Source organism: Paenibacillus sp. FSL W8-0186 (genome assembly GCF_037969765.1).
Lineage (GTDB): Bacteria > Bacillota > Bacilli > Paenibacillales > Paenibacillaceae > Fontibacillus > Fontibacillus woosongensis.
The window spans coordinates 1,765,517-1,790,869 of sequence record NZ_CP150207.1; the positions used below are offsets into that span (position 1 = coordinate 1,765,517).

The 25,353-nt window shown below is 51.6% G+C and carries 20 protein-coding genes and 2 tRNA genes; 19 read left to right on the plus strand and 3 right to left on the minus strand.

Features of this window, described 5'->3' with window-relative positions:
- Positions 1-404 precede the first annotated feature (404 nt).
- The 12 genes from ilvB to MKX50_RS07710 all read left to right on the plus strand — a co-directional run bounded on the left by ilvB (position 405) and on the right by MKX50_RS07710 (position 13,431).
- Entirely contained in the window at positions 405-2,150 is a 1,746-nt protein-coding gene (gene ilvB, locus MKX50_RS07655) for a biosynthetic-type acetolactate synthase large subunit (protein WP_213589092.1), read from the plus strand.
- Positions 2,150-2,644 carry an acetolactate synthase small subunit gene (gene ilvN / locus MKX50_RS07660; RefSeq protein ID WP_196427049.1) on the plus strand — a complete coding sequence of 165 codons (495 nt, stop codon included), beginning with the start codon at positions 2,150-2,152 and terminating at the stop codon, positions 2,642-2,644. The genes ilvB and ilvN overlap by 1 nt, the downstream gene beginning before the upstream one ends.
- Positions 2,645-2,809: 165 nt before the next feature.
- Complete coding sequence (ilvC, locus tag MKX50_RS07665; RefSeq protein ID WP_213589091.1) at positions 2,810-3,802, plus strand: ketol-acid reductoisomerase; 993 nt, start codon at positions 2,810-2,812, stop codon at positions 3,800-3,802.
- Positions 3,803-3,954: 152 nt separating this feature from the next.
- Positions 3,955-5,061 carry a glycerol dehydrogenase gene (locus MKX50_RS07670; RefSeq protein WP_339159066.1) on the plus strand — a complete coding sequence of 369 codons (1,107 nt, stop codon included), beginning with the start codon at positions 3,955-3,957 and terminating at the stop codon, positions 5,059-5,061.
- Positions 5,062-5,251: 190 nt separating this feature from the next.
- A complete protein-coding gene (gene leuB, locus MKX50_RS07675) occupies positions 5,252-6,331 on the plus strand; it encodes a 3-isopropylmalate dehydrogenase (RefSeq protein WP_155609369.1) in 1,080 nt (359 codons plus the stop codon).
- A gap of 282 nt (positions 6,332-6,613) precedes the next feature.
- The gene (locus tag MKX50_RS07680) at positions 6,614-7,021 is read left to right on the plus strand and encodes a hypothetical protein (RefSeq protein ID WP_155609368.1); all 408 of its coding nucleotides are present in this window, start codon (positions 6,614-6,616) and stop codon (positions 7,019-7,021) included.
- Between the two features lie 287 nt (positions 7,022-7,308).
- Positions 7,309-8,430, plus strand: a complete 1,122-nt coding sequence (locus tag MKX50_RS07685; protein WP_213589089.1) for an ATP-binding protein — start codon at positions 7,309-7,311, stop codon at positions 8,428-8,430.
- A gap of 333 nt (positions 8,431-8,763) precedes the next feature.
- Positions 8,764-9,723, plus strand: coding sequence for an aldolase catalytic domain-containing protein (locus MKX50_RS07690; RefSeq protein WP_155609366.1), 960 nt, complete (start codon positions 8,764-8,766; stop codon positions 9,721-9,723).
- Positions 9,724-9,899: 176 nt separating this feature from the next.
- Positions 9,900-12,020, plus strand: a complete 2,121-nt coding sequence (locus MKX50_RS07695) for an EAL domain-containing protein (protein WP_213589088.1) — start codon at positions 9,900-9,902, stop codon at positions 12,018-12,020.
- Between the two features lie 131 nt (positions 12,021-12,151).
- A tRNA-Pro gene (locus tag MKX50_RS07700) sits at positions 12,152-12,228 on the plus strand.
- Between the two features lie 61 nt (positions 12,229-12,289).
- Positions 12,290-12,363, plus strand: a tRNA-Gly gene (locus tag MKX50_RS07705).
- 348 nt (positions 12,364-12,711) lie between these two features.
- Positions 12,712-13,431: a general stress protein gene (locus tag MKX50_RS07710; RefSeq protein WP_213589087.1), complete on the plus strand. Its 720-nt coding sequence runs from the start codon at positions 12,712-12,714 to the stop codon at positions 13,429-13,431.
- 85 nt (positions 13,432-13,516) lie between these two features.
- Here the strand turns inward: MKX50_RS07710 and MKX50_RS07715 are convergent, their stop codons facing one another.
- Positions 13,517-13,741, minus strand: a complete 225-nt coding sequence (locus MKX50_RS07715) for a YwbE family protein (protein ID WP_213589086.1) — start codon at positions 13,739-13,741, stop codon at positions 13,517-13,519.
- Between the two features lie 565 nt (positions 13,742-14,306).
- On the opposite strand from MKX50_RS07715, the gene pheS reads away from it, so the two are divergent.
- The 3 genes from pheS (at position 14,307) to MKX50_RS07730 (ending at position 19,482) form a co-directional block, all read left to right on the plus strand.
- Complete coding sequence (gene pheS, locus MKX50_RS07720) at positions 14,307-15,341, plus strand: phenylalanine--tRNA ligase subunit alpha (protein WP_155609362.1); 1,035 nt, start codon at positions 14,307-14,309, stop codon at positions 15,339-15,341.
- A gap of 27 nt (positions 15,342-15,368) precedes the next feature.
- The gene (gene pheT / locus MKX50_RS07725) at positions 15,369-17,819 is read left to right on the plus strand and encodes a phenylalanine--tRNA ligase subunit beta (RefSeq protein ID WP_339159071.1); all 2,451 of its coding nucleotides are present in this window, start codon (positions 15,369-15,371) and stop codon (positions 17,817-17,819) included.
- A gap of 112 nt (positions 17,820-17,931) precedes the next feature.
- Positions 17,932-19,482 (plus strand): hypothetical protein, encoded by a 1,551-nt coding sequence (locus tag MKX50_RS07730; protein WP_213589084.1) that lies wholly within the window; start codon positions 17,932-17,934, stop codon positions 19,480-19,482.
- 48 nt (positions 19,483-19,530) lie between these two features.
- On the opposite strand, the gene MKX50_RS07735 is transcribed toward MKX50_RS07730, so the two are convergent.
- Both MKX50_RS07735 and MKX50_RS07740 read right to left on the minus strand, forming a co-directional pair.
- On the minus strand, positions 19,531-19,902 hold the full coding sequence (locus MKX50_RS07735) for a cytochrome C oxidase subunit II (RefSeq protein WP_213589083.1): 372 nt from the start codon (positions 19,900-19,902) through the stop codon (positions 19,531-19,533).
- 176 nt (positions 19,903-20,078) lie between these two features.
- On the minus strand, positions 20,079-20,441 hold the full coding sequence (locus tag MKX50_RS07740) for a phage holin family protein (protein WP_213589082.1): 363 nt from the start codon (positions 20,439-20,441) through the stop codon (positions 20,079-20,081).
- 195 nt (positions 20,442-20,636) lie between these two features.
- Here MKX50_RS07740 and MKX50_RS07745 point away from each other — a divergent pair, with 195 nt between their 5' ends.
- The 4 genes from MKX50_RS07745 (at position 20,637) to MKX50_RS07760 (ending at position 25,353) form a co-directional block, all read left to right on the plus strand.
- On the plus strand, positions 20,637-23,003 hold the full coding sequence (locus MKX50_RS07745) for an endonuclease MutS2 (RefSeq protein ID WP_213589081.1): 2,367 nt from the start codon (positions 20,637-20,639) through the stop codon (positions 23,001-23,003).
- Positions 23,004-23,023: 20 nt separating this feature from the next.
- Positions 23,024-23,440, plus strand: coding sequence for a DUF350 domain-containing protein (locus tag MKX50_RS07750; RefSeq protein WP_196427048.1), 417 nt, complete (start codon positions 23,024-23,026; stop codon positions 23,438-23,440).
- A gap of 128 nt (positions 23,441-23,568) precedes the next feature.
- Positions 23,569-24,096: a hypothetical protein gene (locus MKX50_RS07755; RefSeq protein WP_155609356.1), complete on the plus strand. Its 528-nt coding sequence runs from the start codon at positions 23,569-23,571 to the stop codon at positions 24,094-24,096.
- Positions 24,097-24,165: 69 nt separating this feature from the next.
- A complete protein-coding gene (locus MKX50_RS07760) occupies positions 24,166-25,353 on the plus strand; it encodes an MFS transporter (RefSeq protein WP_339159073.1) in 1,188 nt (395 codons plus the stop codon).

Here is a 25,353-nt window from a genome sequence, read left to right on the forward strand (position 1 = left end):
TAAACATTTTTAACGTTCATAGCTTTATCGGCGATGAAGAGGACGAAGGTTTAAGGGCTCTTTGCTCAGAGAGTGGATGGATTTGCTGAGACCACCCACCAATATCCCTTAAATGCGAGCTCACCTCGGAGCTGTTTTCCTGAAAAGCGAAGCTGCGGATACCATGATACACTCCGCTTCGAGCCTATTAGGGAAAATCGTCAGGCCTGCGTTAAAGGCCACGAGTAAGGAATTTGCTGTCCCTACTCGTCAAGGCTCGGTGCTGTGAGGTACCGGGTAAAAATGGGTGGTACCACGGAAGCGATAACCTTTCGTCCCTCGGAACAGGAGACTGTTCTGGCGGGCGGAAGGTTTTTTTGTTGTATTTCTTTAGAAATACTTAAATTTTGGAAGGAGGATGACTGATGAGCGCGCAAATACCAGCAGTGCGGTCTACAGAACAATTACGTGAGAAATGGATGAAACCAGAAGTCATTACGGGATCAGAAATATTGCTACGGAGCTTGGTGCTAGAAGGTGTCGAATGCGTCTTCGGTTACCCGGGCGGGGCCGTATTGTATATCTACGATGCGTTGTATGGCTTCAAGGATTTCCATCACTTGCTGACAAGACACGAGCAGGGAGCGATTCATGCGGCTGACGGCTATGCACGGGCAAGCGGCAAAGTAGGTGTATGTATCGCAACTTCGGGACCGGGGGCGACGAACACAGTCACCGGAATCGCAACGGCGTTTATGGACTCGGTTCCTCTCGTGGTCATTACCGGGAACGTCGTATCCAGCCTGATCGGAACGGATGCCTTCCAGGAAGCAGATATTACCGGCATCACAATGCCGATTACGAAGCACAGCTACTTGGTGCGCAGTGTAGAAGAGCTGCCGCGAGTCATTCACGAAGCGTTCCACATTGCTAATACGGGACGCAAAGGCCCGGTATTGATCGACATTCCGAAGGACGTATCCGCAGACAAGACTCTGTTTGAACCGGTACAGAGCATTAACCTTCGCGGCTACAACCCTAAGGTCGTACCGAACCATCATCAACTGGAGAAGGTAGCGGCAGCGATCAAGGAAGCGGAGCGTCCGGTCATTCTTGCCGGCGGCGGGGTTGTCTACTCCGGGGGGCATGAAGAGCTGCTTGAGTTCGTAACCCGGACGGAAATTCCGATCACAACGACGCTTCTGGGCCTTGGCGCATTTCCGAGCGGCAATCCGCTGTGGATGGGGATGCCGGGAATGCACGGCACGTACACGGCTAACCAAGCCATTCAGAATTCCGATTTGCTGATCAATATCGGGGCCCGGTTCGATGATCGCGTTACCGGACGGCTTGACGGATTTGCTCCTCATGCTAAAGTAGTACACATCGATATCGATCCTGCGGAAATCGGCAAGAACGTGAAGACGGAAATACCGGTCGTCGGGGATGTGAAGACAGTACTCGAACTGCTCAATCCGTTAGTGGGCCGCAGCGACAAAGCGGATGCCTGGAGAAGCCAAATCAGCCAGTGGATGGCTGACAAGCCATATAAATACAAGGATTCCGATACGGAGCTTAAGCCGCAATGGGTCATCGAGCTGCTGAATGACACGACAAAGGGCGAAGCGATTGTGACGACGGATGTCGGCCAGCATCAGATGTGGGCTGCACAGTACTACAAGTTCAACCAGCCGCGCTCGTGGATTACCTCCGGCGGACTCGGCACGATGGGATTCGGATTCCCGTCAGCGATCGGTGCGCAAATGGCTCATCCAGACCGGCTCGTTATTTCGATTAACGGTGACGGCGGCATGCAGATGTGCGCGCAAGAGCTTGCGATCTGCGCCATCAACAACATTCCGGTCAAGGTTGTCGTGATCAACAACCAGGTGCTTGGCATGGTTCGTCAGTGGCAAGAGCTCATTTACGAGAATCGTTACAGCCATATCGATCTGGCCGGCAGCCCGGATTTTGTAAAATTGGCAGAGGCATACGGCGTTAAAGGATTGCGGGCTTCGAACAAAGAAGAAGCCAAGCAAGCCTGGAAGGAAGCGATGGAGACGCCGGGACCTGTGCTGGTGGAATTCGTGGTCAGCAAAGAGGAAAACGTGTATCCGATGGTTACCCAGGGTTCCACCATTGATCAAATGCTGATGGGGGACTGTGAATAATGACGACGACAATGACAAGCCATACAATAGCCGTATTAGTAAATGATCAGCCAGGAGTCCTGCAGCGCGTTTCCGGCCTGTTCGGCCGGCGCGGGTTTAATATCGAGAGCATCACTGTGGGCCAGTCCGAGGAAGAAGGATTGTCCAGGATGGTCATCGTGACCCAAGGCGACGACAAAACGCTGGAACAAATTGAGAAACAATTGTATAAACTCATCGATGTTATTAAAGTGGTTAACCTTAGCTCCAAGCCTATGGTTGCCCGTGAGTTGGCACTGATCAAAGTAAAATCGGAGCCGGCGGAGCGTCCGGAAATCATGGGCGTAGTCGAGACTTTTCGTGCCGCTGTTGTCGATATCGGGACAAACAGCATGATCGTCCAGGTCGTCGGCGATACAGAGAAGATTGATGCGATGATCGAGCTGCTTCATCCTTACGGTATTCGCGAGCTGTCTCGTACAGGAGTCACTGCGATGATTCGCGGCAACGCATAAGACGAGTTTTACCATCATTTCCTTCGGTGAGCGGGTGCTTGAGGGGATCTCCCGGCAAGGACGGGACGCATGGTCCTTTGAAGCACCCGCTCATCAAGGGGATAGAATCTAATATAAGGGAGCCCGCCAATGGCGGCCCCGTAAATTTTAGGAGGGCTATAACAAATGGCAGTTACTTTGTACTATGAAAAAGATGCAGAGCTTAGCGTATTGAAAGGAAAAACGATCGCGATCATCGGCTACGGAAGCCAAGGTCATGCTCACGCACAAAACTTGCGTGATAGCGGACTAAACGTAGTAATCGGTCTGCGCGAAGGCAAATCCTTCGACAAAGCCAAAGAAGACGGCTTCGAAGTATTGTCCGTTGCTGAAGCGACAAGCCGTGCTGACGTTGTGCAAATCCTGATGCCAGACGAGACTCAAGCTTCGGTATACCATAACGAAATTGCTCCTAACTTGAAAAAAGGCGCTGCGCTTCTCTTTGCTCACGGCTTCAACGTTCATTTCGGACAAATCGTGCCTTCCAAAGACAACGACGTGCTTCTGGTTGCTCCTAAGTCGCCAGGCCACATGGTTCGCCGTACGTATGTTGAAGGCTTTGGCGTTCCTGGCTTGATCGCTATCCACCAAGATGCGACTGGCAAAGCCAAAGAAATCGGCCTGGCTTATGCTAAAGGCATCGGCTGTACTCGTGCAGGGGTTATCGAGACTTCCTTCCGCGAAGAGACAGAAACGGATCTGTTCGGTGAACAAGCTGTTCTGTGCGGTGGCGTAAGCGCCCTGATCAAAGCGGGTTTCGAAACGTTGACAGAAGCTGGCTATGCTCCGGAGATGGCCTACTTCGAGTGCTTGCATGAGCTGAAATTGATCGTTGACCTGATCTATGAAGGCGGTCTTGCGACAATGCGCGATTCCATCTCCAACACTGCGGAATACGGCGACTACGTTACAGGACCTCGCATCGTAACCGAAGAAACGAAGAAAGCGATGAAAGAAGTGCTGTCCGACATCCAGCAAGGTAAATTCGCGCGCGACTTCATCCTGGAGAACCAATCCAACCGTGCCTTCTTGACGGCTACCCGCCGCAATGAAGCCAACCATCCGATCGAAGTTGTGGGTGAAGAGCTTCGCGGTCTGATGCACTGGATCAAGAAGTAATTATTCATACTTACAAATCAAGCCGTGGAGTTAACTCCGCGGCTTTTTTGCGCCTGCCGGATCATATCGCGCTTATGTGTTTAAATCCAACCGGATTAGCTTATCTTAAAGGGGAACGGAGCAGAAATTTAACCAAAGGAGATCAAACCAGCATGAAGAACAACGTCAAATCGATTACCTCCCCTAAGAAATACATTACCGGAAAAGGACTTCTTGCGAGCTTTAATGAATACATGCAGTTCTTTGGCGACAGCGCCTATATCGTTTGCGATGAGTTTATTCTGGATCGTGCTCGGCAGGAGGCCGGGAAATCCATCGAGGAGGGCGGCAATAAAGCTGTATTTGAAAAATTCAACTATGAATGCACGAAGGAAGAAATCAACCGCCACCGCGAGCTGGCCCGCCAAGCAGGAGCCAACATCATCGTTGGCATCGGCGGCGGTAAGACGCTCGATACCGCCAAGGCGACGGCGTATTATGAGAAGCTGCCGGTCGTTATTTTCCCTACGATCGCCTCTACAGATGCTCCATGCACTGCGCTTGCGGTCATATACAAGAAGGATGGCTCCTTCGACGAGTATCTGTTCCTGCCAAGTAACCCGGACATCGTGTTGGCAGATACCGGAATATTGGCCGCGGCTCCGCCGCGTTTTTTTGCGGCTGGCATCGGCGATGCTTTGGCGACATATTTCGAAGCCCGGGCCTGCTATCAGTCATTTGGCGACAACTTGGCGTTAATGAAGCCGTCGACGACAGGACTCGGATTAGCACGGTTGTGTTACGAGACTCTGATCGAAAATGCAGTAAAGGCTCAGCGCGCCGTAGAGCAGGGGGTAGCGACCAAGGCCGTGGAGGATACGATCGAGGCAACGATTTACCTGAGCGGCGTCGGCGCCGAGTCAGGCGGTTTGGCCGCAGCCCATGCGATTCATAACGGCATGACCGCCGTGCCGTCGCTTCATAAGGCGCAGCATGGGGAGAAGGTCACCTTTGGGCTGCTTGCCCAGCTTGTGCTGGAAAATGCTCCAAAGGAGGAGCTGGAGACAGTGATCGGCATCGTGAAAGGGGTCGGCCTTCCTCTAACCTTAAAGGATCTCGGCGTAACCAAATTCGTCGAGGAGGAATGGCGCCAGGTGGCCGAGGCGGCCTGTGCGGAAGGTGATACGATGGGAAATATGCCATTCCCGGTCACCCCGGATGACGTGTATAGTGCCATTGTGGCGGCCAATGCGATCGCAGAAGCGTACCGCGGCGAGTAACCCTCTGCCATGACGTCAATGCAATTTTCAGGGATGATCCGCTACAGGCGGATATAATCCCTTTTTGTGTTATAGCTAAAACCTATAGCATTAATAGATTCTATATCTTTGTTTATCCTTACCCGTTATGTTACAACTAGAAGAAGAGTATTGTTCGAAGAGTATAGTGATGAAGAGGGAGTTGTAAGTCATGACAGAAGTGAAGAAAATTGCGGTCATCGCTGGAGATGGAATCGGCCCTGAGGTTGTAGCTGAAGCAGAAAAAGTCCTCAAGCGTACGGAGGAAGTGTTCGGTTACCGTTTTGAGACGGAGCATGCTTTGTTTGGAGGCATTGCGATTGATGAGAAAGGCACTCCGCTGCCGCAGGAAACCTTGGAAATTTGTCAGCGTGCCGACGCTGTTTTGCTTGGGGCAGTTGGCGGGCCAAAATGGGACAACAATCCGAAGGAGCTTCGTCCGGAGACAGGGCTGCTTGGCATCCGCAAAGCGCTGGGATTGTTCTCGAACCTTCGTCCGGCAGTTGTGTTCGATTGCCTGAAGGATGCTTCCACACTGAAACCGGAAGTGCTTGAAGGAACTGATTTGATGGTTGTTCGCGAACTGACAGGCGGTATTTATTTCGGTGAGAAATTCCGCCGCGAAACCGAGAACGGGCAGGAAGCCGTGGACACTTGCGCATACAATGTAAACGAAGTGGAGCGCATCGTGCGCCAGGCGTTCGAGATTGCCCAGAAACGCCGCAAGAAACTGGCTTCTGTCGATAAGGCCAACGTTCTGGAAACTTCACGCCTATGGCGCGAAGTCGTCAACCGGGTTGCTCCCGAATATCCGGATGTTGAACTGGAACATGTGCTTGTAGACAATTGCGCGATGCAGCTGCTGCGCCGTCCAGCCAGCTTCGACGTTATCGTCACGGAGAACATGTTCGGCGATATTCTTAGCGATGAAGCAGCGATGCTGACCGGTTCGATCGGTATGCTCTCGTCCGCATCCCTTGGGGAAGGCAGCTTCGGTCTGTATGAGCCTGTGCACGGTTCTGCGCCTGACATTGCCGGGCAGAACCTGGCGAACCCGATCGCGACGATTTTGTCCGTCGCTCTGATGTTCCGTCTGACCTTTGGTTATGCCGATGCCGCAGATGCCATCGAGGCAGCGGTAGCCGAGGTATTGGACGCGGGTCACCGTACCGGGGATATTGCGGTCGACAAGAGCAAAGCCATCGGCACGAAAGAAATGGGCGACCTGATTGTAGCGGCTATCCGCAAATAAGGTTTCTAAGTTTATAACTGGAGGCCGCTGGCATCCGATGTGGACTGTAACGAAGCGATAATAACTTGAGCTTTTGAACGGAATAATGATGTCCCCTGTCTGGCTGTTTGACCAGAGGCAGGGGGCTTTTTTTCCCTTATATATAGTAAAGAAATTTAGTTCTTTAAGCTCAAAAATCGCAAAAGGAGTGTATAATTACAAGGATTCGAAGGAATCTAAAGCAGCGGTCGCGAATAAATTAAAGGAAATACCGAAGTCTAAATCGGGAAAGGGTGATGGGGAATGAGTTTTTGCTGTGGAGCCAGCATGGTCGGGACTAAGGGGACGTTGAAGCATTATCGTACACAGGTTCATAATGTTCCCCTGCTGCTTTGTCCGGTATGCCATCGGGTGGAAGTTCATTATAAAGTAGAGCATGAATATGAGATACTGGCGGAATATGCGCATGGCGACGGCGTTTCGGAAATCGACTTCGGGGATTTTATTATGGAGGACGAGGAGACGATTTTTGGCAATTGCGTCAACGTAGAGGATGAGGATCCTCTGGATATCGTGCAGAGCCAGATTGATATGGCGCTGGATCTGCTTGCGGTCGCCAAAGGCATTCAGGACGCAAAATGGGAAAGCGAGTTGAAGAAGCGTCTCGCCGTCATGAGCCGCCGTAAAGCACGGCTCCAATACAATAAATAGGACGTTAGTATGAAGTGGCCCCAAGCGGGCTGCTTCATTTTTTTATCATCTTTTTTCGACAGTATCTCTGATTGACGTTAAATAAAAATGTTTACTATGATAAGAGTGATTAAAGTTCTCTATTTAGGGTAATAACATTTGATATTTGTCTGATTATAAATAGGAGAATCTAATCGGTCCTTTGTCTTAAGGAGCCCGAAGTTTGAAATGGTAAGGTTGCAGCTTGGAGTAGGGTTGAATGTTGTCGGATTGGCAGGGATACCATTGTGGGAAAAGGGGGAATCAACTTGTTAAGTGAGTTCCAGGAAACTTTGCTGCAGTCTGTCAAGGCATTTCAATCGACGCAGCTTGTTAAGAACAAGTATGAGAATGTCCTAGAAAATCTCGATAGTGGAATTATACTGTTTGATAGCGAAGGCGTATTAACTTTTATTAATGTACAAATGGCCAAGCTTATGGAGATGCCACGCCAGTCGCTGATCGGCTGCAACTTGCTGCAAATGCTGCGTCACCCTCACCTTAGTCGCTTCAAGAAGCGAAAAATATTGCGAATATACAGGGAAGCTATTTTTCACCGCAAAAAATATCATGAGCTCATTGACGAATACGGTCGTCATTGGCTGATCACGATTACTTACGGGGATCAAATGGATGGAGATTATTTGCTCAGCGTAAAAGATGTATCGGATTACAAGCAGATCGAGCAGACGGCTTACCAGAACGACAAGCTCGCTATGCTCGGTAAAATCTCTGCGGCGATCGCCCATGAAATTCGCAATCCCTTGACCGCAATCCGTGGATTCATCCAGCTATTACGCCCGCATTTGATTCAGCTTGGCCGCGATGAATATGCGCGAATCATTCTGACAGAAATCGATCGGGCCAATGACATTATCCATGAATTTCTGAACTCTTCCAAACCGTCTGCTCCCCAAAAAAGCGTCATCAGCGTTTCTTCTTTGCTGAAGGAAGTCGTTCTGCTGACAGAGAGCGAGGCACTGATGAAAGGGTGCGAAATCCATTTGCAGGTTATGGATGGAGAAATGTACGTATCTATTGACGTTAAGCAGATCAAGCAGGTTCTGCTCAACATCATCAAGAATGCGATGGATGCGATTGAGGAAGTAAGCGATGCAGAGTATACCGGAACTATACATTTAGATGCGAAGCTGGTAGATAAGTACGTGCATATTTCAATACAGGATAACGGAAATGGCATGGATAAGGGATTATTAAGTCGATTGTTCGACCCGTTCTTTACGACGAAAGAGAAGGGAACCGGCCTTGGGTTATCCGTCAGCTACCGGATCATCAGAAATCATAAAGGCAATATTTCTGTCGATAGTATGAAGGGGATTGGGACTGTTTTTGTGATAGCGCTTCCAATCGTGTCGAATAAAGTCATTTAACCTTCAGGAGAACTGCGTTAGAATCGCGGCTCTCCTGAACATAACCGAATATTAGTTAGAGCTGTAGGAAGGTGCTGAGGCATTATTGCAGCCTGCTGAACGGACGGGAGTTGTTCTGGGAGCAGGAGGCGCAGGCGCCTTTTTTGCTTTTTTAATAACTAATATTAGGATGACAATAATGATGTCAATGATGGAAGTAAATCAGTCCCGGTTACCCCGTACCAGTTGCTAACATATTCATAAGAAGAGGTTAGCTTACAATAATTACTTTACTTTTTGAATTCTATTAAAGTAAGATGGATAGTAAAACATACGACGAAGGGAATCGGTAACATGAAAGTGAATCAGAGCAAAATTGTAGATTGCACCATCCGCGACGGCGGATTAGTCAACAACTGGGATTTCAGTGTGGAGTTTGTGCAGAAGCTGTATGCCGGACTTAATGAAGCTGGCGTTGATTATATGGAAATCGGATATAAAAATTCTCCGAAGCTGTTGAAGGGTGCCGATGATGCAGGTCCTTGGCGCTTCCTAGACGATGAATTTTTGCGTACAGTAATCCCGCAAAAGGGTCATACTAAGCTTTCCGCGCTTGTAGATATTGGCCGCGTTGACGAGAATGATATTTTGCCGCGCAGCGAGAGCCTTCTCGACCTCATTCGCGTGGCTTGCTATGTTAAGGACGTAGATAAAGCTCTGCAGCTTGTCCAAGTATTCCATGACCGCGGATATGAGACGACGATTAATATCATGGCGCTGTCCAATGTGATGGAGCACGAGCTGCTCGAAGCGTTCGAAATGATCAAGGAGAGCGTAGTAGACGTAGTTTACATTGTAGACTCCTACGGCAGCCTGGATTACAAAGACATGGAGCACTTGGTCAACAAATTTAAGACGCATTTGCCGAATAAGCGGCTTGGGGTCCATACGCATAACAATATGCAGCTTGCATTCTCTAATACGCTGGTCGCTGCAGACCTGGGCGTTGAGCTGCTGGATGCTTCAGTATACGGCATGGGCCGCGCGGCGGGCAACTGCCCTACAGAGCTGCTCGTTACTCATTTGAAAAATACAAAATACAATCTTCGCCCTGTACTTGGGGTATTGGAAGAACTGATGATTCCGCTCCGTGAGAAGGAAGAATGGGGTTACCTTATCCCTTACATGATTACGGGAACTCTGGATGAGCATCCGCGTTCGGCCATGGCTTTGCGCGCTTCGGCTGACAAGGACAAAGCGGTAGAATTCTACGATAAGCTGACGACGCCTGAAGTGAGCTTTGAAAAAAAATAATGGAACTCTAGCGTCATGGTGAAACAAACCATGGCGCTTTTTTTTGCTAAAGAAGCAGGAAAATAAACGAAAAATGTTGAAATATTAATAGCTGCAAACCATCGGGATAATACCTAGTTTCGTTAAACGCAACATGACTGGGCACCGCATTTTACCATTTCCGGGGGTTGAATATTATGGAAATCAGGAAAGAAGAGAAGTCTACGATCATTCAGGGCTCGCTCGGTTTGCTGGCGATGCTGGGTGTTGTTTATCTTTCAACAGCCATTGATACTCCCGTTATCTCTGCTTCGGCCCGTCTGGCGATGTATTTGCTCGCAGGGCTGATGTATGGAGCGGTGGCCTTCGCAGTCTTTGCGCAGGGCTGGATGCTATTTACGGACAAACTGTCCAGGCAGCGTCTTTACTCTGCCGTGTTGTTTTTCATCGTCGGTACATTGGATGTGCTTCATATCGCCACTTTCGTCGGCGTTTCTTTGTTTGGTTTTATGCCTGGATATACGGTCTCCGCGTGGTTCATGCTATTGTCCCATTTGCTCGGGGCGTTAGGGATGCTGTTTATTTTCAGTGTGCCGGACAAGCAGGTGTCCATGCGCCATAAAGCGGCTGCTTTTTCAGGAGCGTCAGTGTTGCTGCTAGTAGGTATCGTACTGCTGTACAAATACCAGTTTCAGCTTCCCCAGCTTCTCGGGAATCAGGCTCCCGGGACAACGAAGCAGGCGGTCTGGATTGTCGTGCCCTTTCTGTATACGCTCGGAATATTCGCGATATTGTACCGGTACCGGAAGGAGCGTCCGCCAGCGGCATTAACAGTCGTCTGTGCGCTTTTATTTATGATGATCGGGCATATATTACTGACGGCAGCGGAGCCCTTCGATATTGGAATTGCCCATGTTGCCGGGGAATGGTTTACGGCTATTTCCTATTATTACGTGTTAAAAGGGGTCTACCGCCTAACGATTGAGGAGCCGTTTCGCGGCCAACAGCTTGCCGAGGCTCAAATGATGCATATGGCCTATCACGATGATTTGACGAATCTGCCTAATCTTCGAAGGCTGAAGGAACGGCTGGCCGGCCATTTGGTGCCAGAAGGCAGGACGGGGCTTTACACGGGAGTGGCTGTCCTGAACATCAATCGCTTCAAGGCGATTAATGATGCTTTTGGATATCGTGCGGGCGACAAGCTGCTAACCGATTTGGGAGCGCGGGTGAGCCGGCGCTGTTTACCAGAGGAGGGCGTCTACCGTATGGGAGAAGACGAATTTGCGGTCACGATCCCGGAATATTCGGATCCGCGGGCGATCGAGATCAGGGCATTGCAGCTGCTTAAATCGATTCACCCGGCGGTAACGATTGAAAATACCGAGTATCATATTTCCCTGAGCATGGGGCTCTCCATATACCCCCTTGACGGCCAAAATGTAGAGCAAATCATTCAAAATGCCGATATGGCTGTACATAATGGGAAGGAACAGGGCCTGGAATTCGTCCGCTATACGGCTGCGATCAAGAATCAGACCCAATCCCGAATAGAGCTGGAGAACGATATGCGGAAAGGCTTGGAGCGGGAGGAATTTTTCCTTGAATTTCAGCCTCAGGTCAGCCTCGACAGCGGCCGGGTAGTTGGCATGGAGGCCCTGGTGCGCTGGAACCATCCACGCCGGGGAGTGCTTTCGCCGGGCGAGTTCATTCCGGTCGCTGAAGACAGCGGACTGATTGTTCCGCTGGGGGAATGGGTGCTGCGTACCGCCTGCAGCTATAACAAGAAGTGGCAGGACGATGGTTATACCCCGATATGCGTGTCCGTCAACTTATCCATGCGGCAATTCCGCCAGCACAATTTGGCCGATAAAGTCGATTGTATTTTGCAGGAGGTCGGCCTGGAAGCAAAATATTTGGAGCTGGAAGTGACGGAAAGCATGACATTCGACATCGACACGGCTTTTGAGCAGCTTCAGAGACTGAAGCGGCTAGGTGTTCACATTAGCATTGACGATTTCGGCACGGGATACAGCTCTCTTTACTATTTGAAGACGCTGCCGATCGACCGTCTCAAAATCGATCGTTCCTTCGTCAAGGAGGTTATGCTGGACGGAAGCGGAGCGGCTATTGTCTCCACCATTGCGATGATGGCGCATCATCTGCAGCTGAAAGTCACAGCTGAAGGGGTCGAGAACGAGGAGCAGCTTGAATTTCTCAAGCTGCAGAATTGCCATGAGGGGCAAGGTTATTTGTTCAGCAAGCCGGTGCCTGCAGGATTGTTTGAGCGCCGTTTTCTCACCCGTATTGCCGGATAGGTCAATCCTCATTGTTATAACAAAGTTGTTCAGGTACGCGGACCAATTGTAATAAATTAGCTGTTGCATTGATGGAACAGAAGTGGTATATTTATTTTTGTCTTCACGAGCAGCTTGCTCGATTGAAGCCTCGGGACGTAGCTCAGCTTGGTAGAGCACCTGGTTTGGGACCAGGGGGTCGCATGTTCAAATCGTGTCGTCCCGACCATAATATAGTTGCCCTTGCAGAAGTTTACTAGAAGCTTATCTTCACTTTTGTGGGCAGAGCTGCGGGTGTAGTTCAATGGTAGAACTCCAGCCTTCCAAGCTGGTAGCGTGGGTTCGATTCCCATCACCCGCTCCATAAAGCAATTGATAAACTGCCAATAGGCAGTTTTTTTGATTTGGCGGGTGGGGGAGAGAACCCACAAAGGGCTTCGACCGTCCGTGAAAGCATCTCGAAAAAACCTGGGCAGGACGCGCGTCAGCCAAAACCTCTATTCGCGAGCCGAAGGATCGCATTTCAATCAAGTGGCTGAGTATTCCCATCACCCGCTCCATAAGAAATGACAAACTGCCTAGTAGGCAGTTTTTTTTATTATACAGCGGGCGGGGAAGAGAACCCATCCGCTTCCTCCGTTTAAATGTCGTCATAATGGTTAATTATCCAGTGTAGCGTATTTGATCAGACATTCCTGAGGAGGTATGCGATATGATGCACAAAATTGTAGGCGTCTTTGCTTCGGAACAGGATGCAACAAATGCAATAGAGGATCTGAAACGATACGGCTTCTCAACCGATGACATTTCTGTGGTTGGACGAAACAAAGACCACATGGATGCCATGCGCGAGGAGACGGGAACGAAAGCGCCGGAAGGCGTCGCTTCGGGAGCGGCTGCCGGAGGCCTCGTAGGCGGTCTTACAGGACTGCTGGCAGGCCTAGGAGCGCTGGCGATACCAGGAATCGGCCCGATCGTTGCAGCCGGCCCTATTGCAGCTACATTAACGGGAGCGGCAGTTGGCGCGGGAGCAGGGGGGCTGGTCGGAGGACTAATCGGCTTGGGCATTCCCGAGAATGAAGCTAAGGAGTACGGCAGTCACGTAGAGCATGGCAGAATCTTGGTACTCGTGGACGGGAATGATGCCCAAAGGAACGATATTTATCAGATTTTCCGCAATAACCGGGCAATGAATTCCCGGAATTTCGGATTAGACGACACTCATCCTGCGAATGCGAATGCCACCATGTCTAGAGAGACTGGAGTGCCAAGTACTGGAACGGAAATGGAGACGAGAGAAACAGCGGGAACTTTCTATCAAGAAATTCCGCCGGAAAACGGAAAGCGAACCATAAGTGAACGGGATGAAGATTGGGAGCGGACGAACTATCGCAGGTCAAAGGATACGGGGAACGACCGCAGTTCGTGGTAATGAGCGTAGTCCTGATATGTTTAGAAAATAAAGAAGAACGGGCAGCTGATGCTGTCCGTTCTGTTTGCATAGACTGCCCAGAAATTTATTCTGTCGTCCGTATTTCGTTATTAGAGTCGGCTATAATCGTTTTAACGCGGCCTACTTGGCCATCCTGCAGGCGAACTTTGATTCCATGGGGATGGTTCGGCGAGTTGGTCAGGATGTCCTTTACGATCCCGCGGGTCAGCCGGCCGGTGGCCTGATCTTTTTTGAGAACGATATCAACGGTAAGGCCAGGTTTAACATTGCTGCGGAGATTTCCGTTCATTTTGTCAGCTCCTTGGACATGAGGTCAGTGTATTTAATTTAACATATTTACGGCATATGATAAAATAAAGCGCCAGCCTTGCCATCGCTGCGAACTTTTCATATAATAACAGATAAGCCATCGCCTTAGGCTATGAAGACGAGGCGATAATTAAAGCAAATGCAATGATGGAGAAGAGTAAGCAGAAGCCTCCTAACAGGGAAGAGCCGCCGCGGATTGAGAGCGTCTCTAGGGAAACAGACTGCCGAAGTTCGCTCCTGAGCAGTTCCTTGAACCCGCGTGCAGCAATGTTTTGGGCAGCGATAAGTAGGGGATACCGGCCGCGATCCGTTATGTCGTTCGAGTGAGAGTCAACTGGCAGGTTAGCGGTTTGTCCTGAATTGCGGCGATGCTTTGCGGGCATGTATGTGCAAATTCTGCTTATGCTCTAACAAGGGTGGTACCACGGTCTTTTCGTCCCTTTCTGGGAGAGAAGGCCTTTTTTTGTTGGATATCGGCGGTCTGTCTGCTGAGAATGTACGTCGATAGACGTTTTTCTTTTATTCAATACTAAGGAGGATTATCCATGAAAGAACGTTTGGAAGCACTCAAACATGAAGCTGTGGCCCAATTGAATGCCGTGGCTGATGCAGCTCAATTAAACGACCTTCGGGTCAAATATTTGGGCAAGAAGGGTGCATTGACTGAAATTTTGCGGGGCATGGGCGCGTTGAGCGCGGAGGAACGTCCCGTCATCGGGCAGGTAGCGAATGAAGTCCGCTCAGCGATCGAAGAGCTGGTGGAAGAGAAGCAGCAGTATTTCCAAAGACGCGAGACGGAAGAGCGTCTTGCGGCGGAGAAGGTAGACGTCACCTTGCCTGGCCGCCCATTAAAGCAGGGAGGCATCCATCCGCTCAACCAGGTTATCCAGGATATCGAGGATATTTTCATCGGGATGGGCTATCGCATTGCGGAAGGTCCAGAGGTTGAGACGGATTACTATAACTTTGAGGCGCTGAATCTGCCCAAGAACCACCCTGCTCGTGACATGCAGGACTCTTTCTATTTGACGGAAGATTTGCTGATGCGCACGCAGACTTCTCCGGTTCAGGTGCGGACGATGGAGGCGATGAAGGGCGAGGTCCCTGTCAAGGTGATCTGCCCGGGGCGCGTGTACCGGCGCGATGATGACGATGCTACGCATTCGTTCCAGTTCCACCAGATCGAAGGGCTCGTGATCGGCAAAAACATTCGGATGAGCGACTTGAAGGGCACCTTGCTCCAATTTACGCGCGAGATGTTCGGACCGAACACGCAAATCCGGCTGCGGCCAAGCTTTTTCCCGTTCACCGAACCTAGCGTTGAAGTGGATGTTACCTGCGTCAAGTGCGGCGGGAACGGCTGCCGGGTATGTAAACAGACCGGATGGCTGGAGATTTTGGGCAGCGGCATGGTACATCCTCGCGTCCTGGAAATGAGCGGCTACGATCCGGAGCAATACAGCGGTTTTGCCTTCGGGATGGGCGTAGAGCGGATTGCGATGCTTAAATATGGCGTAGACGATATTCGTCATTTCTTTAATAATGATTTGCGCTTCTTGGGGCAGTTCGCCCGAATTTAAACCTGTATAAGAAAGAAGGGAACTGGCATGAAAGTATCAACCGGATGGTTGTCGGAATATGTATCACTGGAGCAAGTCAACATCGAGGATTTGGCGGAGCAAATTACCCGCTCCGGCATTGAGATCGATGCAATTGAGGACCGGAACAAGGGAGTTACGAAAGTAGTTGCCGGTTATGTGAAAAGCAAGGAGAAGCATCCTGATGCGGATAAGCTGAACGTATGTATCGTCGATGCCGGCCAGGAGGAAGACCTGCAGATCGTCTGCGGCGCCAAAAACGTGGATGCCGGCCAAATGGTGCCTGTCGCGCTCGTCGGCGCCAAACTGCCGGGCGGACTGGACATCAAGAAGGCCAAGCTGCGGGGCGTGCTCTCCCAAGGGATGATCTGCTCGGCCAAAGAGCTTGGCCTGAATGACAAGCTGCTGCCGAAGGAGCAGCAGGAGGGCATTCTCGTACTGCCGGAGAGCACCGAAATCGGTACACCGATCTCGCAGCTGCTCGGGCTTGACGATAAGGTGCTTGATTTCGATCTTACGCCGAACAGATCGGACTGCCTGAGCATGCTCGGAGCAGCCTACGAGGTGGCGGCGATTCTTGGCAGGGACGTGAGACTGCCGGAGCCGGACAAGAATCTGATCGAGGCAGGAGAGCCTGCCAAGGAACGGATTTCCGTCAGAATCGACGCGAAAGGGCTGTGCAGCCGCTATGCGGTCAGATATATTTCCGGAGTGACGATCGGCTCCTCCCCGCAATGGATGCAGAATCGTCTGATGGCGGCGGGCATCCGTCCGATCAATAACATTGTGGACATTACGAATTACGTCATGCTGGAATACGGCCAGCCGCTGCATGCTTTTGACGCGGATACCCTTCAAGGCGGCGTAATTGGGGTACGCGAAGCAAAAGCAGGCGAGAAACTGGTCACGCTGGATGGCCAGGAGAGGGAATTGGAAGCGGGCGCCTTGTTGATCGTCGACGGAGAAGATCGGCCGGTCGGCCTCGCCGGAGTCATGGGCGGTCTTCATACGGAGGTTACAGAGAACACGGTAAATATCGTTCTCGAATCGGCTAAATTCGATGGGGGCTCCGTACGCAAAACATCGCGTAATCTGGGACTGCGTTCCGAGGCTTCGCTGCGTTTCGAGAAGGAGGTCGATTCTGCTGCGGTGCTGCCTGCCCTAAATCGGGCGGCTGAATTGATGGCGCTCTATGCCGGGGGCAAGGTGCACCAGGGAATCGTTGAATCCGTCGTCTCAGAGGCGGAGGACAAGATCATTCGTCTCTCCTTGACGAAATTGAATGCGTATTTGGGAACGGATATTTCCACGCTGGAGACCAAGGCGATTTTTGCAAGACTGCATTTCGAGTGCGGGGATTCAGCGGATAATGTGCTGGAGGTTCGCGTGCCGACACGCCGCGGCGATATTACGCGTGACGTGGATCTCATTGAGGAGGTAGCGCGCCTGTATGGCTACGACAACATCCCGACGACAGCAATCGAAGGGCCGACGACGGCTGGCGGGTATACGAAACCACAGGCACTTCGCCGCGCATTGAGAGGTTTGCTCGTACACGGAGGCTTGCAGGAGGTCATGGGATACTCCTTCATCCATGAAGGTTTTGGCCCGCAGTTTCCTAAGCTGGGGGCAGGCGGAAACGAAGTGAAGCTGGCAATGCCGATGAGCGAGGATCGTAGTGTGCTCCGCATGAGTCTTATTCCAGGCCTTATTCAGATTGCCGCCTACAACCGTAATCGCAAGCAGGACAATCTGGCCTTGTTCGAGATGGGCAGCGTCTTCCTGACGAACGAGGAGAAATTAACGAAGCAGCCTGCGGAGATTCCAGTGCTGGGCTTGCTGCTTGCAGGGGATCGCGAAGAGAAGCGTTGGAACGCAAGTCCAGAGAAGGTCGATTTCTTCGATCTCAAGGGTGTGCTGGAGAGCATTTTCGCATATCTTGGAATCAGCGATCTTGTCAGCTACGAAGCGGATGCGCCGGAAGGCTTCCATCCTGGGCGGTCGGCTTCCGTCTATTTAAATGCGCCTGCAGGCAAACAACATCTCGGCTCGCTTGGTCAGCTTCATCCTGAACTGCAGCGTGAGCACGATCTTGAGGATACTTATGTTGCGGAGCTGCTTCTAGAGCCGGTATACCAGTATGCGGGGGATACTGCCGTATACCGCGAGCTGCCTAGATTCCCTTCCATGCAGCGCGACATTGCCGTTGTCGTGGATGCGGACGTAGAGGCGGGAGCTCTTCTGGCCGCTATTCGGAATGCGGCTGGCGAACTGCTGGAAGAACTGAGTGTATTTGACGTCTATACGGGCAGCAAGCTTGGCGAGAACAAGAAGAGCGTCGCCTTGTCTTTGGTATACCGTCACAAAGAGCGCACACTAACCGATGAGGAGATCGCTGCCGTTCATGGCCAAGTCGTGTCGGTGCTTGAGCAAACTTTTGCAGCTGAATTAAGAAAATAGCAGGAATTGAACAGAGTCACATCGAATCAAGTGTAAGCATCGATTCGATGTGACTTTCGTGCAAGGACAGACACCTTAGATGAAACGTAAGGACCGAAGGAGGCACAACATTTTGACTACCCCTGACCGTATTAGTGTAAATGTTGAAATTTACGGTACATCTTATAAGATCGTAGGCAGCAGCGCCGATTACATGAAAGAGGTAGCGCGCCGCGTCGATAACCATATGCAAGCCATAGCCAAAATGTACTCCCATTTGGATACCCCGCGTTTAGCGGTGCTCGCTGCTGTCCGCATGGCCGAAGAGGCGATGAAGACGGAGCAGCTCAAGGAAGAACTGCAGAAGATGGAGCATGAGAAGGCGGGGCTTGCTCAGGAAATATCCGTGATGCAGGCGCTCCAATCCAAGCAGGAGAAGGCGCATCAGCAGTTGCAGGAGGAGCATCACCAGCTCAAGAGCGAGAAGAAAGCGTCCTCCGAGCAGTTGACCAAGGCCGAGGCGTCGCTCAAGGAGCAGGAAGCGATCGTCCGCAAGCTTCATGCTCGTATCAGCGACCTGGAGCGCGAGCTCAAGGAGCAGAGAGCGAGCTCGTCTCAGCTGCAGGCGAAGCTGCGCGGGACGGAACAGGAGGTCAAGCGCGAGAAGGAAGAACGTGAGAAGCTCGCCGAGCAGCTGAAGGGAGCCATGCAGCGCGAGCATAGCGCGAAGGCTGCGGAGCAGCGCTTGAAGGATAGTGTCGCGAAGCTGGAGCGGCAAACGAGTAGCCTCCAGCAGTCGCTGCAAGCAGCTGAAGAGGAGAAGAAGCGACAGCAGGGGCAGCTTCAGGAAGCCAAAGTCCGTGAGGAGAAGCTCCGTGCGGAAGCATCCGAAGCGGCTCAGAACGAGAAATCATGGCAGAGGCTGGCGGAGAAAAGAAATGAGGAGATCAGCCGGCTTGAAATCAGCCTCTTAGAGGCCTCCGAGCTGGGAGAACAGCTGCAATCCGAATTAAATTCGGCGAAGAAGGAGGCTGCGGCTGCACGGGAGAACTATGAGAGCGAACAGGCTAGTGCAGTAAAACTGGCCCAGGAAGCGGAACTTCTTAAAACTCAATTAAACCGGGTCAGACAGGAGCATGAGAATACTCTGCAGTCTGCGGGGACAACCGCACAGGAAAATGCCCGCTTGCGTGAGGAAGTGCAGCAGCTTGGCGACAAGCTGAAAGAATTGGAACTGGAGTTGCAAGGCTATGTTTCCCTTGCCGAGGAGCAGGAGGACTCTCGCCTTGCTGCCGAACGGAGAGAGCAGGAGTGGAGACAGCAGCTCGCTTCAGCCGAGCAGGAGCTCGTCTCCTGGCGTGAGACGGAAGCTGAGCTTCAGCGCCAGCTGCAGGAATGGCAGCAGCAGTGCGCGGCAGGCGGAGAGCAGGTGATGGATCTGTCTTCACAATATCGCGAGCTGGAGGAGCAGAAGCAGCGGCTTGAAGAGCAGCTTCAAGAAATCTCGGGCAGCTATGAGGTCGTATCCCACGAATACAGGCTGCTGCAAACGGCTCGCGAAATGGAGCGCGAGAGCTTGGAGAAGACGAAGGCCGAGTACGACCGGTTGAAGGACGATTATACGAAGCTCCAGACAGAATTTAATGAGTGGATCGAACTGATCGAACAGGCCGGAAGTGATTGATGGCATAAGAGAAGAGCCCTCGGATGACCGAAGGCTCTTCGTTATGATTTATTCTTCGACGATCAGTTTGGAGACCATGCCAGAGTGTCCGGAACCGCACATAATAGAGCAGGCGATTTCAAATTCTCCTGTTTCTTTAGGAACAACGACTTTGGATTGGCTTTTGCCTTTAAGCTCCAGCTTGAGGGCAGGAATGATGATTCCGTGGTTGCCTTCAACGTTCTTGAACGTAATTTTCACCGGAGAATCCTTCTTGACGCGATATTCCTCCTGATCGAATTTGAAGTTTGTCGCCTCGATGACGATTTCCGATTCGGGTGTCAGATTGCTTTCCCCGGCACCGCTGCTGGAGCCGCCGCCGCATGCAGCCAGGAGAACCAATAGCATAGAACTAATCATAATAGCAATGGCTTTTTTCATAAAAATCCCCCTAAATACAAAGTATTTTGTGACAAATCGCGAATTTATTTATATCATAACGCAAAAAAATGGACTTGACTGCCAAGGATTTGAAATATTCATGAACTCTCGGGTTAAATGCAAGCAGCTCCCTGCTTATAAGGCAGGGAGCTGCTTGCAAACCGGCAGCCAGAGGGCTAACGGTCTGATTTGTTCTTCGCTGCATCGAACGGCGAGCCGATCGGGATGAACAGGTCGATAATCCCAATGACGAGAGCGGCCAGCAGCGCTCCGAGAATCGATACGGATACACCCGAGATGATAAACTGCGCAAGCCAGATGACCAAAGCGCTGGCGAGAAATCCGACGATACCGCGGCCGAAAGGGGTAACCCGTTTGCCGAAGATCCCTTCAATAGCCCAGCCCAGAAGCGCGATGACTAGAGCAAGCAGAAGGGCGCTGCCGAAACCGCCTACGCTGAATTGCGGGACGATCCAGCCAACGACGAGCAGTACCAGGGCAGATACGATAAAGCGAACGACGTGTCCCAGGAAATTCATGGCACAAGGCCTCCTTTGTCAAGTTAACGTTTCGTATACGTGTATATAATGTTCCGTAAGTGCGTTTCTTATGTGTGTTACTTTGCAAAATGGCGCAAAATGTGTGATTTCGCTATAATAGGAGTTGTTCAAAAAGCTCCATTTTGATCACGCTAAAGTATTAGAACATAGTCCCGAGGGGAGTTGTGATCGTTTTTGGATGAGAAAATTTTGAAAACGATGGAATATCATAAAATTATAGATATGCTTGTGAAATATGCTCAGACATCGCTGGGCAAGATGGCAGCGGAACGCCTAGCACCCGTCTCTGACCTTGAAGAAGTCAAACGGCTGCTGCAGGGAACAGACGAAGCCTTTAAGGTGGATCGGCTAAAAGGGGCTCCATCCTTCGGCGGGATTGTCGATATTATGCCTGCCGTAAAGCGGGCGCGGATCGGCGGCACATTGAATCCGCATGAGCTGCTGGGCATCGCGACAACGCTTGAGGGCTCGCGCCGCGTGAAGCGGTATATTGCCAACATCCATGAGGAAGAGCCCGTAGAGCTGCTGTTTACGCTAACCGATATGCTCAGTGAGCAGAAACCGCTCGAGGATCAGATCAAACGTTGTATCGACGATAGCGCGGAGGTGCTGGATTCGGCCAGTCCCGAGCTGGCACAAATACGCCGGGAGCTGCGCGGCGGCGAAGTGCGGATTCGGGAGAAGCTGGATGCGATGATTCGTTCCTCTAGCGTTGCGAAGATGCTGCAGGATCAGCTGATCACAATCCGTGGAGACCGCTTTGTCATTCCCGTGAAAGCGGAGTACCGCGGGCATTTTGGCGGCATTGTCCATGATCAGTCCGGCTCCGGTGCAACCTTGTTCATCGAGCCTGAATCGATCGTAGCCATGAACAACAAGCTGCGGGAGACGAGGCTGAAGGAAGAGCGGGAAATCGAAGTGATTTTACAGAAGCTGACGGCGCTCGTCGGCGAGCAAGCCGAGCTTCTCAGCTACGATAGCGACGTGCTTGCCCAGCTCGACTTCATTTTTGCGAAAGCCCGCCTGGCCAGAGAGATGAAGGCTGAGCTGCCGCGCATGAACGACCGCGGCTTTCTAAAGCTGAAGAAGGGGCGCCACCCGCTTATCCCGGCGGATCAAGTCGTACCTATTGATGTGGAGCTGGGCAACCAGTATACCTCGATCATCGTTACTGGCCCGAATACCGGGGGGAAGACGGTAACTTTGAAAACGATCGGACTGCTGAGCCTGATGGCGATGTCGGGGTTGTTTGTTCCGGCGGAGGATGGCAGCCAGCTCTGCGTGTTTGATGCAATCTATGCCGATATCGGCGATGAGCAGAGCATTGAACAAAGTCTCAGTACGTTTTCCAGCCATATGACGAATATTATTTCCATTTTACGCCGGATGACGGCCAAGAGCCTGGTGCTGCTGGACGAAGTCGGAGCGGGAACCGATCCGGCAGAGGGCTCGGCGCTCGCCATTGCCATTCTGGAGCATATTCATTCGCTAGGATGCCGGATGGTAGCGAGCACGCATTACAGTGAACTCAAAGCCTACGCGTACGAACGCAAAGGTGTCATCAATGCGAGCATGGAATTTGACGTGAACACGCTGAGTCCGACCTACCGGCTGCTTGTTGGAGTGCCTGGGCGAAGCAACGCGTTTGCGATTGCAGAACGCCTGGGATTGTCGGAGCAGATCCTCGATTTTGCCCGCGGTGAAGTCAAGGAAGAGGATTTGCGGGTCGAGCACATGATTGCTTCGCTGGAAGAGAACCGTCTTGGCGCCGAGCAGGAGCGGGAGACGGCGCAGCGGCTGCGCAAAGAGCTCGAGGAGCTGCGGAAGCGGCATGAAGCCGAGCTGGACAAGCTGACGCGTGAACGCGACAAGCGGATTGACAAGGCCGAGGAAGAAGCGAGAGCTATCATAGCCAAGGCGCGCAGCGAAGCCGAGCGGATCATTGAGGACCTACGGAAGCTTGCCCTTGAAGAGGGCGCATCTGTGAAGGAGCATAAGCTGATTGCCGCCAGGAAGGAACTGGAGGAGGCCGAGCCGAAGCGGAAGAAGAGCGGGCCGGCTCGCCAAGGGAATAAAGCCCCGCGCAAAATCGAGGCCGGCGACGAGGTTATGGTCTACAGCCTGAACCAGAAAGGACATGTCGTGGAGCTCGCCGGAAAAGAGGCGCTTGTTCAGCTCGGAATTATGAAGATGAAGGTCAGCCTTGATGATCTGGAGCTTATATCAGCCTCGGCCCCGTCTGCGGCGAAGGCAGCTCAAAAGGCTGTAGCCAGCATCAAGCGTACTCGTGACGAGAACGTGCGCAGCGAACTCGATCTGCGGGGCGCTAACCTGGAGGAAGCGCTGATTGAGGTGGACCGCTTCATTGACGAGGCATATCTCGGCAACCTGGGGCAAATTTACATTATTCACGGTAAAGGAACGGGAATTTTGCGGACGGGAATATCGGAGTATCTCCGCAAGCATAAACATATAAAAAGCTACCGGTTGGGCAATTACGGAGAAGGCGGTACGGGAGTTACGGTAGCCGAGCTGAAATAAGCGGGAGGGGCGAAGGCGAATTGACAGGAAACATTGAACCGTTGCTGGAGCAGCCGTTCGGGCTGATGATCGGCTATCTATCCATCGCTGTAATGGAATTGATCGTGTTTTTGTCCTGCTTCGAATTGGTGGCCAAGTATCGCTGCTGGCAGGAAATCAAGCAGGGCAACCTGGCGGCATCGATCGCCACGGGCGGCAAAATCTTCGGTATCAGCAACGTCATTCGTTATGCTGCAGTCCATTCCCCGATTTATGAATTCATGATTTGGTCATTGGTCGGGGCCGTATTGCTCTTTGCAGCTTATATTTTGTTTGAATTTTTAACCCCGGTGTTCCGCATCGATGAGGAAATCGCCAAGGGCAATGTCGCTGTTGGATTCATTGCGATGTCTGTATCGGTATCGGTATCTTTTTTGATCGGAGTCTGCATAGGATAAGGGGGGCGTCATGCGAAATTTTATTAAAAACCTGACAAGCGTCATATTTGTGGCCGCCATATTGTTCCTGATCGGCGGGATTGTTTTTCTGTGGAAGTCATAATCGAGTTAGAAAGGACGGGCTGTATATGGAGTCGACGATTTGTCCCTGGTGTCAAACGGAAATCGTGTGGGATGAGGAGCTTGGAGCGGAGGAGCAATGCCCTTATTGCCATAATGAGCTGAAGGGCTACCGCACCTTGAACATTCAGCTTGGAGATGAAGAAGAGTTCGAGGACGAAGCTGACGGTGATGAGGAAGGGGCGGATTATTGGGAAGAGGGCGATACGCACCTGGACGCGATTCGCCGGGTTGAGAGCTTTGTAGCCGGCGGAGGGGATCTGCTCGCTTATGAATCCGGCGTAGAGAAAGTGCTGGATGGCCAGGATGAAGTCCCGGAATGCCCGCATTGCCGCGAGTACATGCTGCACGCAGGGCAACAGGAGATCAGCGGCAGCTCGTTTGAACCGGTCGTCCCGAAGGGGATGCAGAGTCCGCTGCTGTCCGGAACGCTGAAGCTTAACGTGTATGTATGTTCGGCCTGCTTCAGCGTAAGCCGCTTTTTGGCCGAGGAAGAGCGCAACACCTTTATTCGCACAGTGAGTGAAAAAGCATGATTTGATCATGCTTTTTTCTTTTTTTGGGCATCCTTACTGGGGAAATCAGTAACCTGTGGAGGAGCAAGCATGAAGAGCGCGCTAGATCAACAATGCAAGCTGCTGTTAACTGTTAATAGTTTATTCGTACTCGCTGGAGCATTGTCCGGCACCTTCCTGAACGTATACTTATGGAAATTCAAGCAGGACTTCACAATGATCGGCTGGTTCGCCTTTAGCCAGCAGTTGGCTATAGGCCTTACGTTCTGGATTGCCGGCAAATGGGTGAAGGAGCGGGATAAAATGATTATTCTGCGGTTGGGGATCATCATTTCTGGACTGTTCTATTTGCTGGTGCTGGCGACCGGCGCTCGAATGGTGCATTATATTTGGCCCCTTGGCATCCTATCCGGCATTGGGGCGGGGATCTTCTGGCTCGCGTTCAACGTCGTTTACTTTGAAGTGACCGACAAGGCTAATCGAGATCTCTTTAACGGTTGGGTAGGTGTTATGGGGTCGGTGATTGGGATCATCGGTCCGTGGCTGTCCGGATGGCTGATTTCAGTGATGCCTGGCGTACGGGGGTACAGAGTTATTTTCACGGTATCGCTGATCGTGTACGGAGGAGGAGTCCTGCTAAGCTTCCGTTTAAAAAAACGGGAGAGGGGCAAGGGGTACCGATGGCTGGAGCCCGTGCGGCGCCTTAAGCCAGGAAGCCCCTGGAGACAGGCCGTTCCCGCGTCGATCGCTTACGGTCTTAGAGAAGGGGTCTTCATATTTATGATTAATTTGCTCGTCTATATTAGCACGTCTTCGGAGTGGAAGGTCGGGCAATATATGCTGATCACTTCCCTGGTATCCTTGGTCAGCTACTGGGCGGCGGGCAAGTGGCTGGCCATACGTCACCGCTGGTTGGAGATGCTGATAGGCGCATTCATGATGACGCTCATCGTCATTCCGCTGCTATGGAAAATGAGCTATATGACCTTGCTTATATTCGGGGTAGGCACCTCGTTGTTCATGCCACTGTACATTATCCCCATGATCTCTTCGGTGTTCGATTTAATGGGTCGGGACAAAACGGATGCCGAGCATCGCGTGGAATTGATCGTTCTGCGCGAAATCAGCATGATGGTCGGGAGATTAGCAGGCATAGCTATCTTTATCTGGCTCTACACCCGTTCCCCGCATATGTCGACGATCTTATGGCTGATGGCCGGTCTAGGGGCCGCTCCGCTGATGAGCTGGCTTGCCATGCGGAAGCTGCTGGCGGCTTAG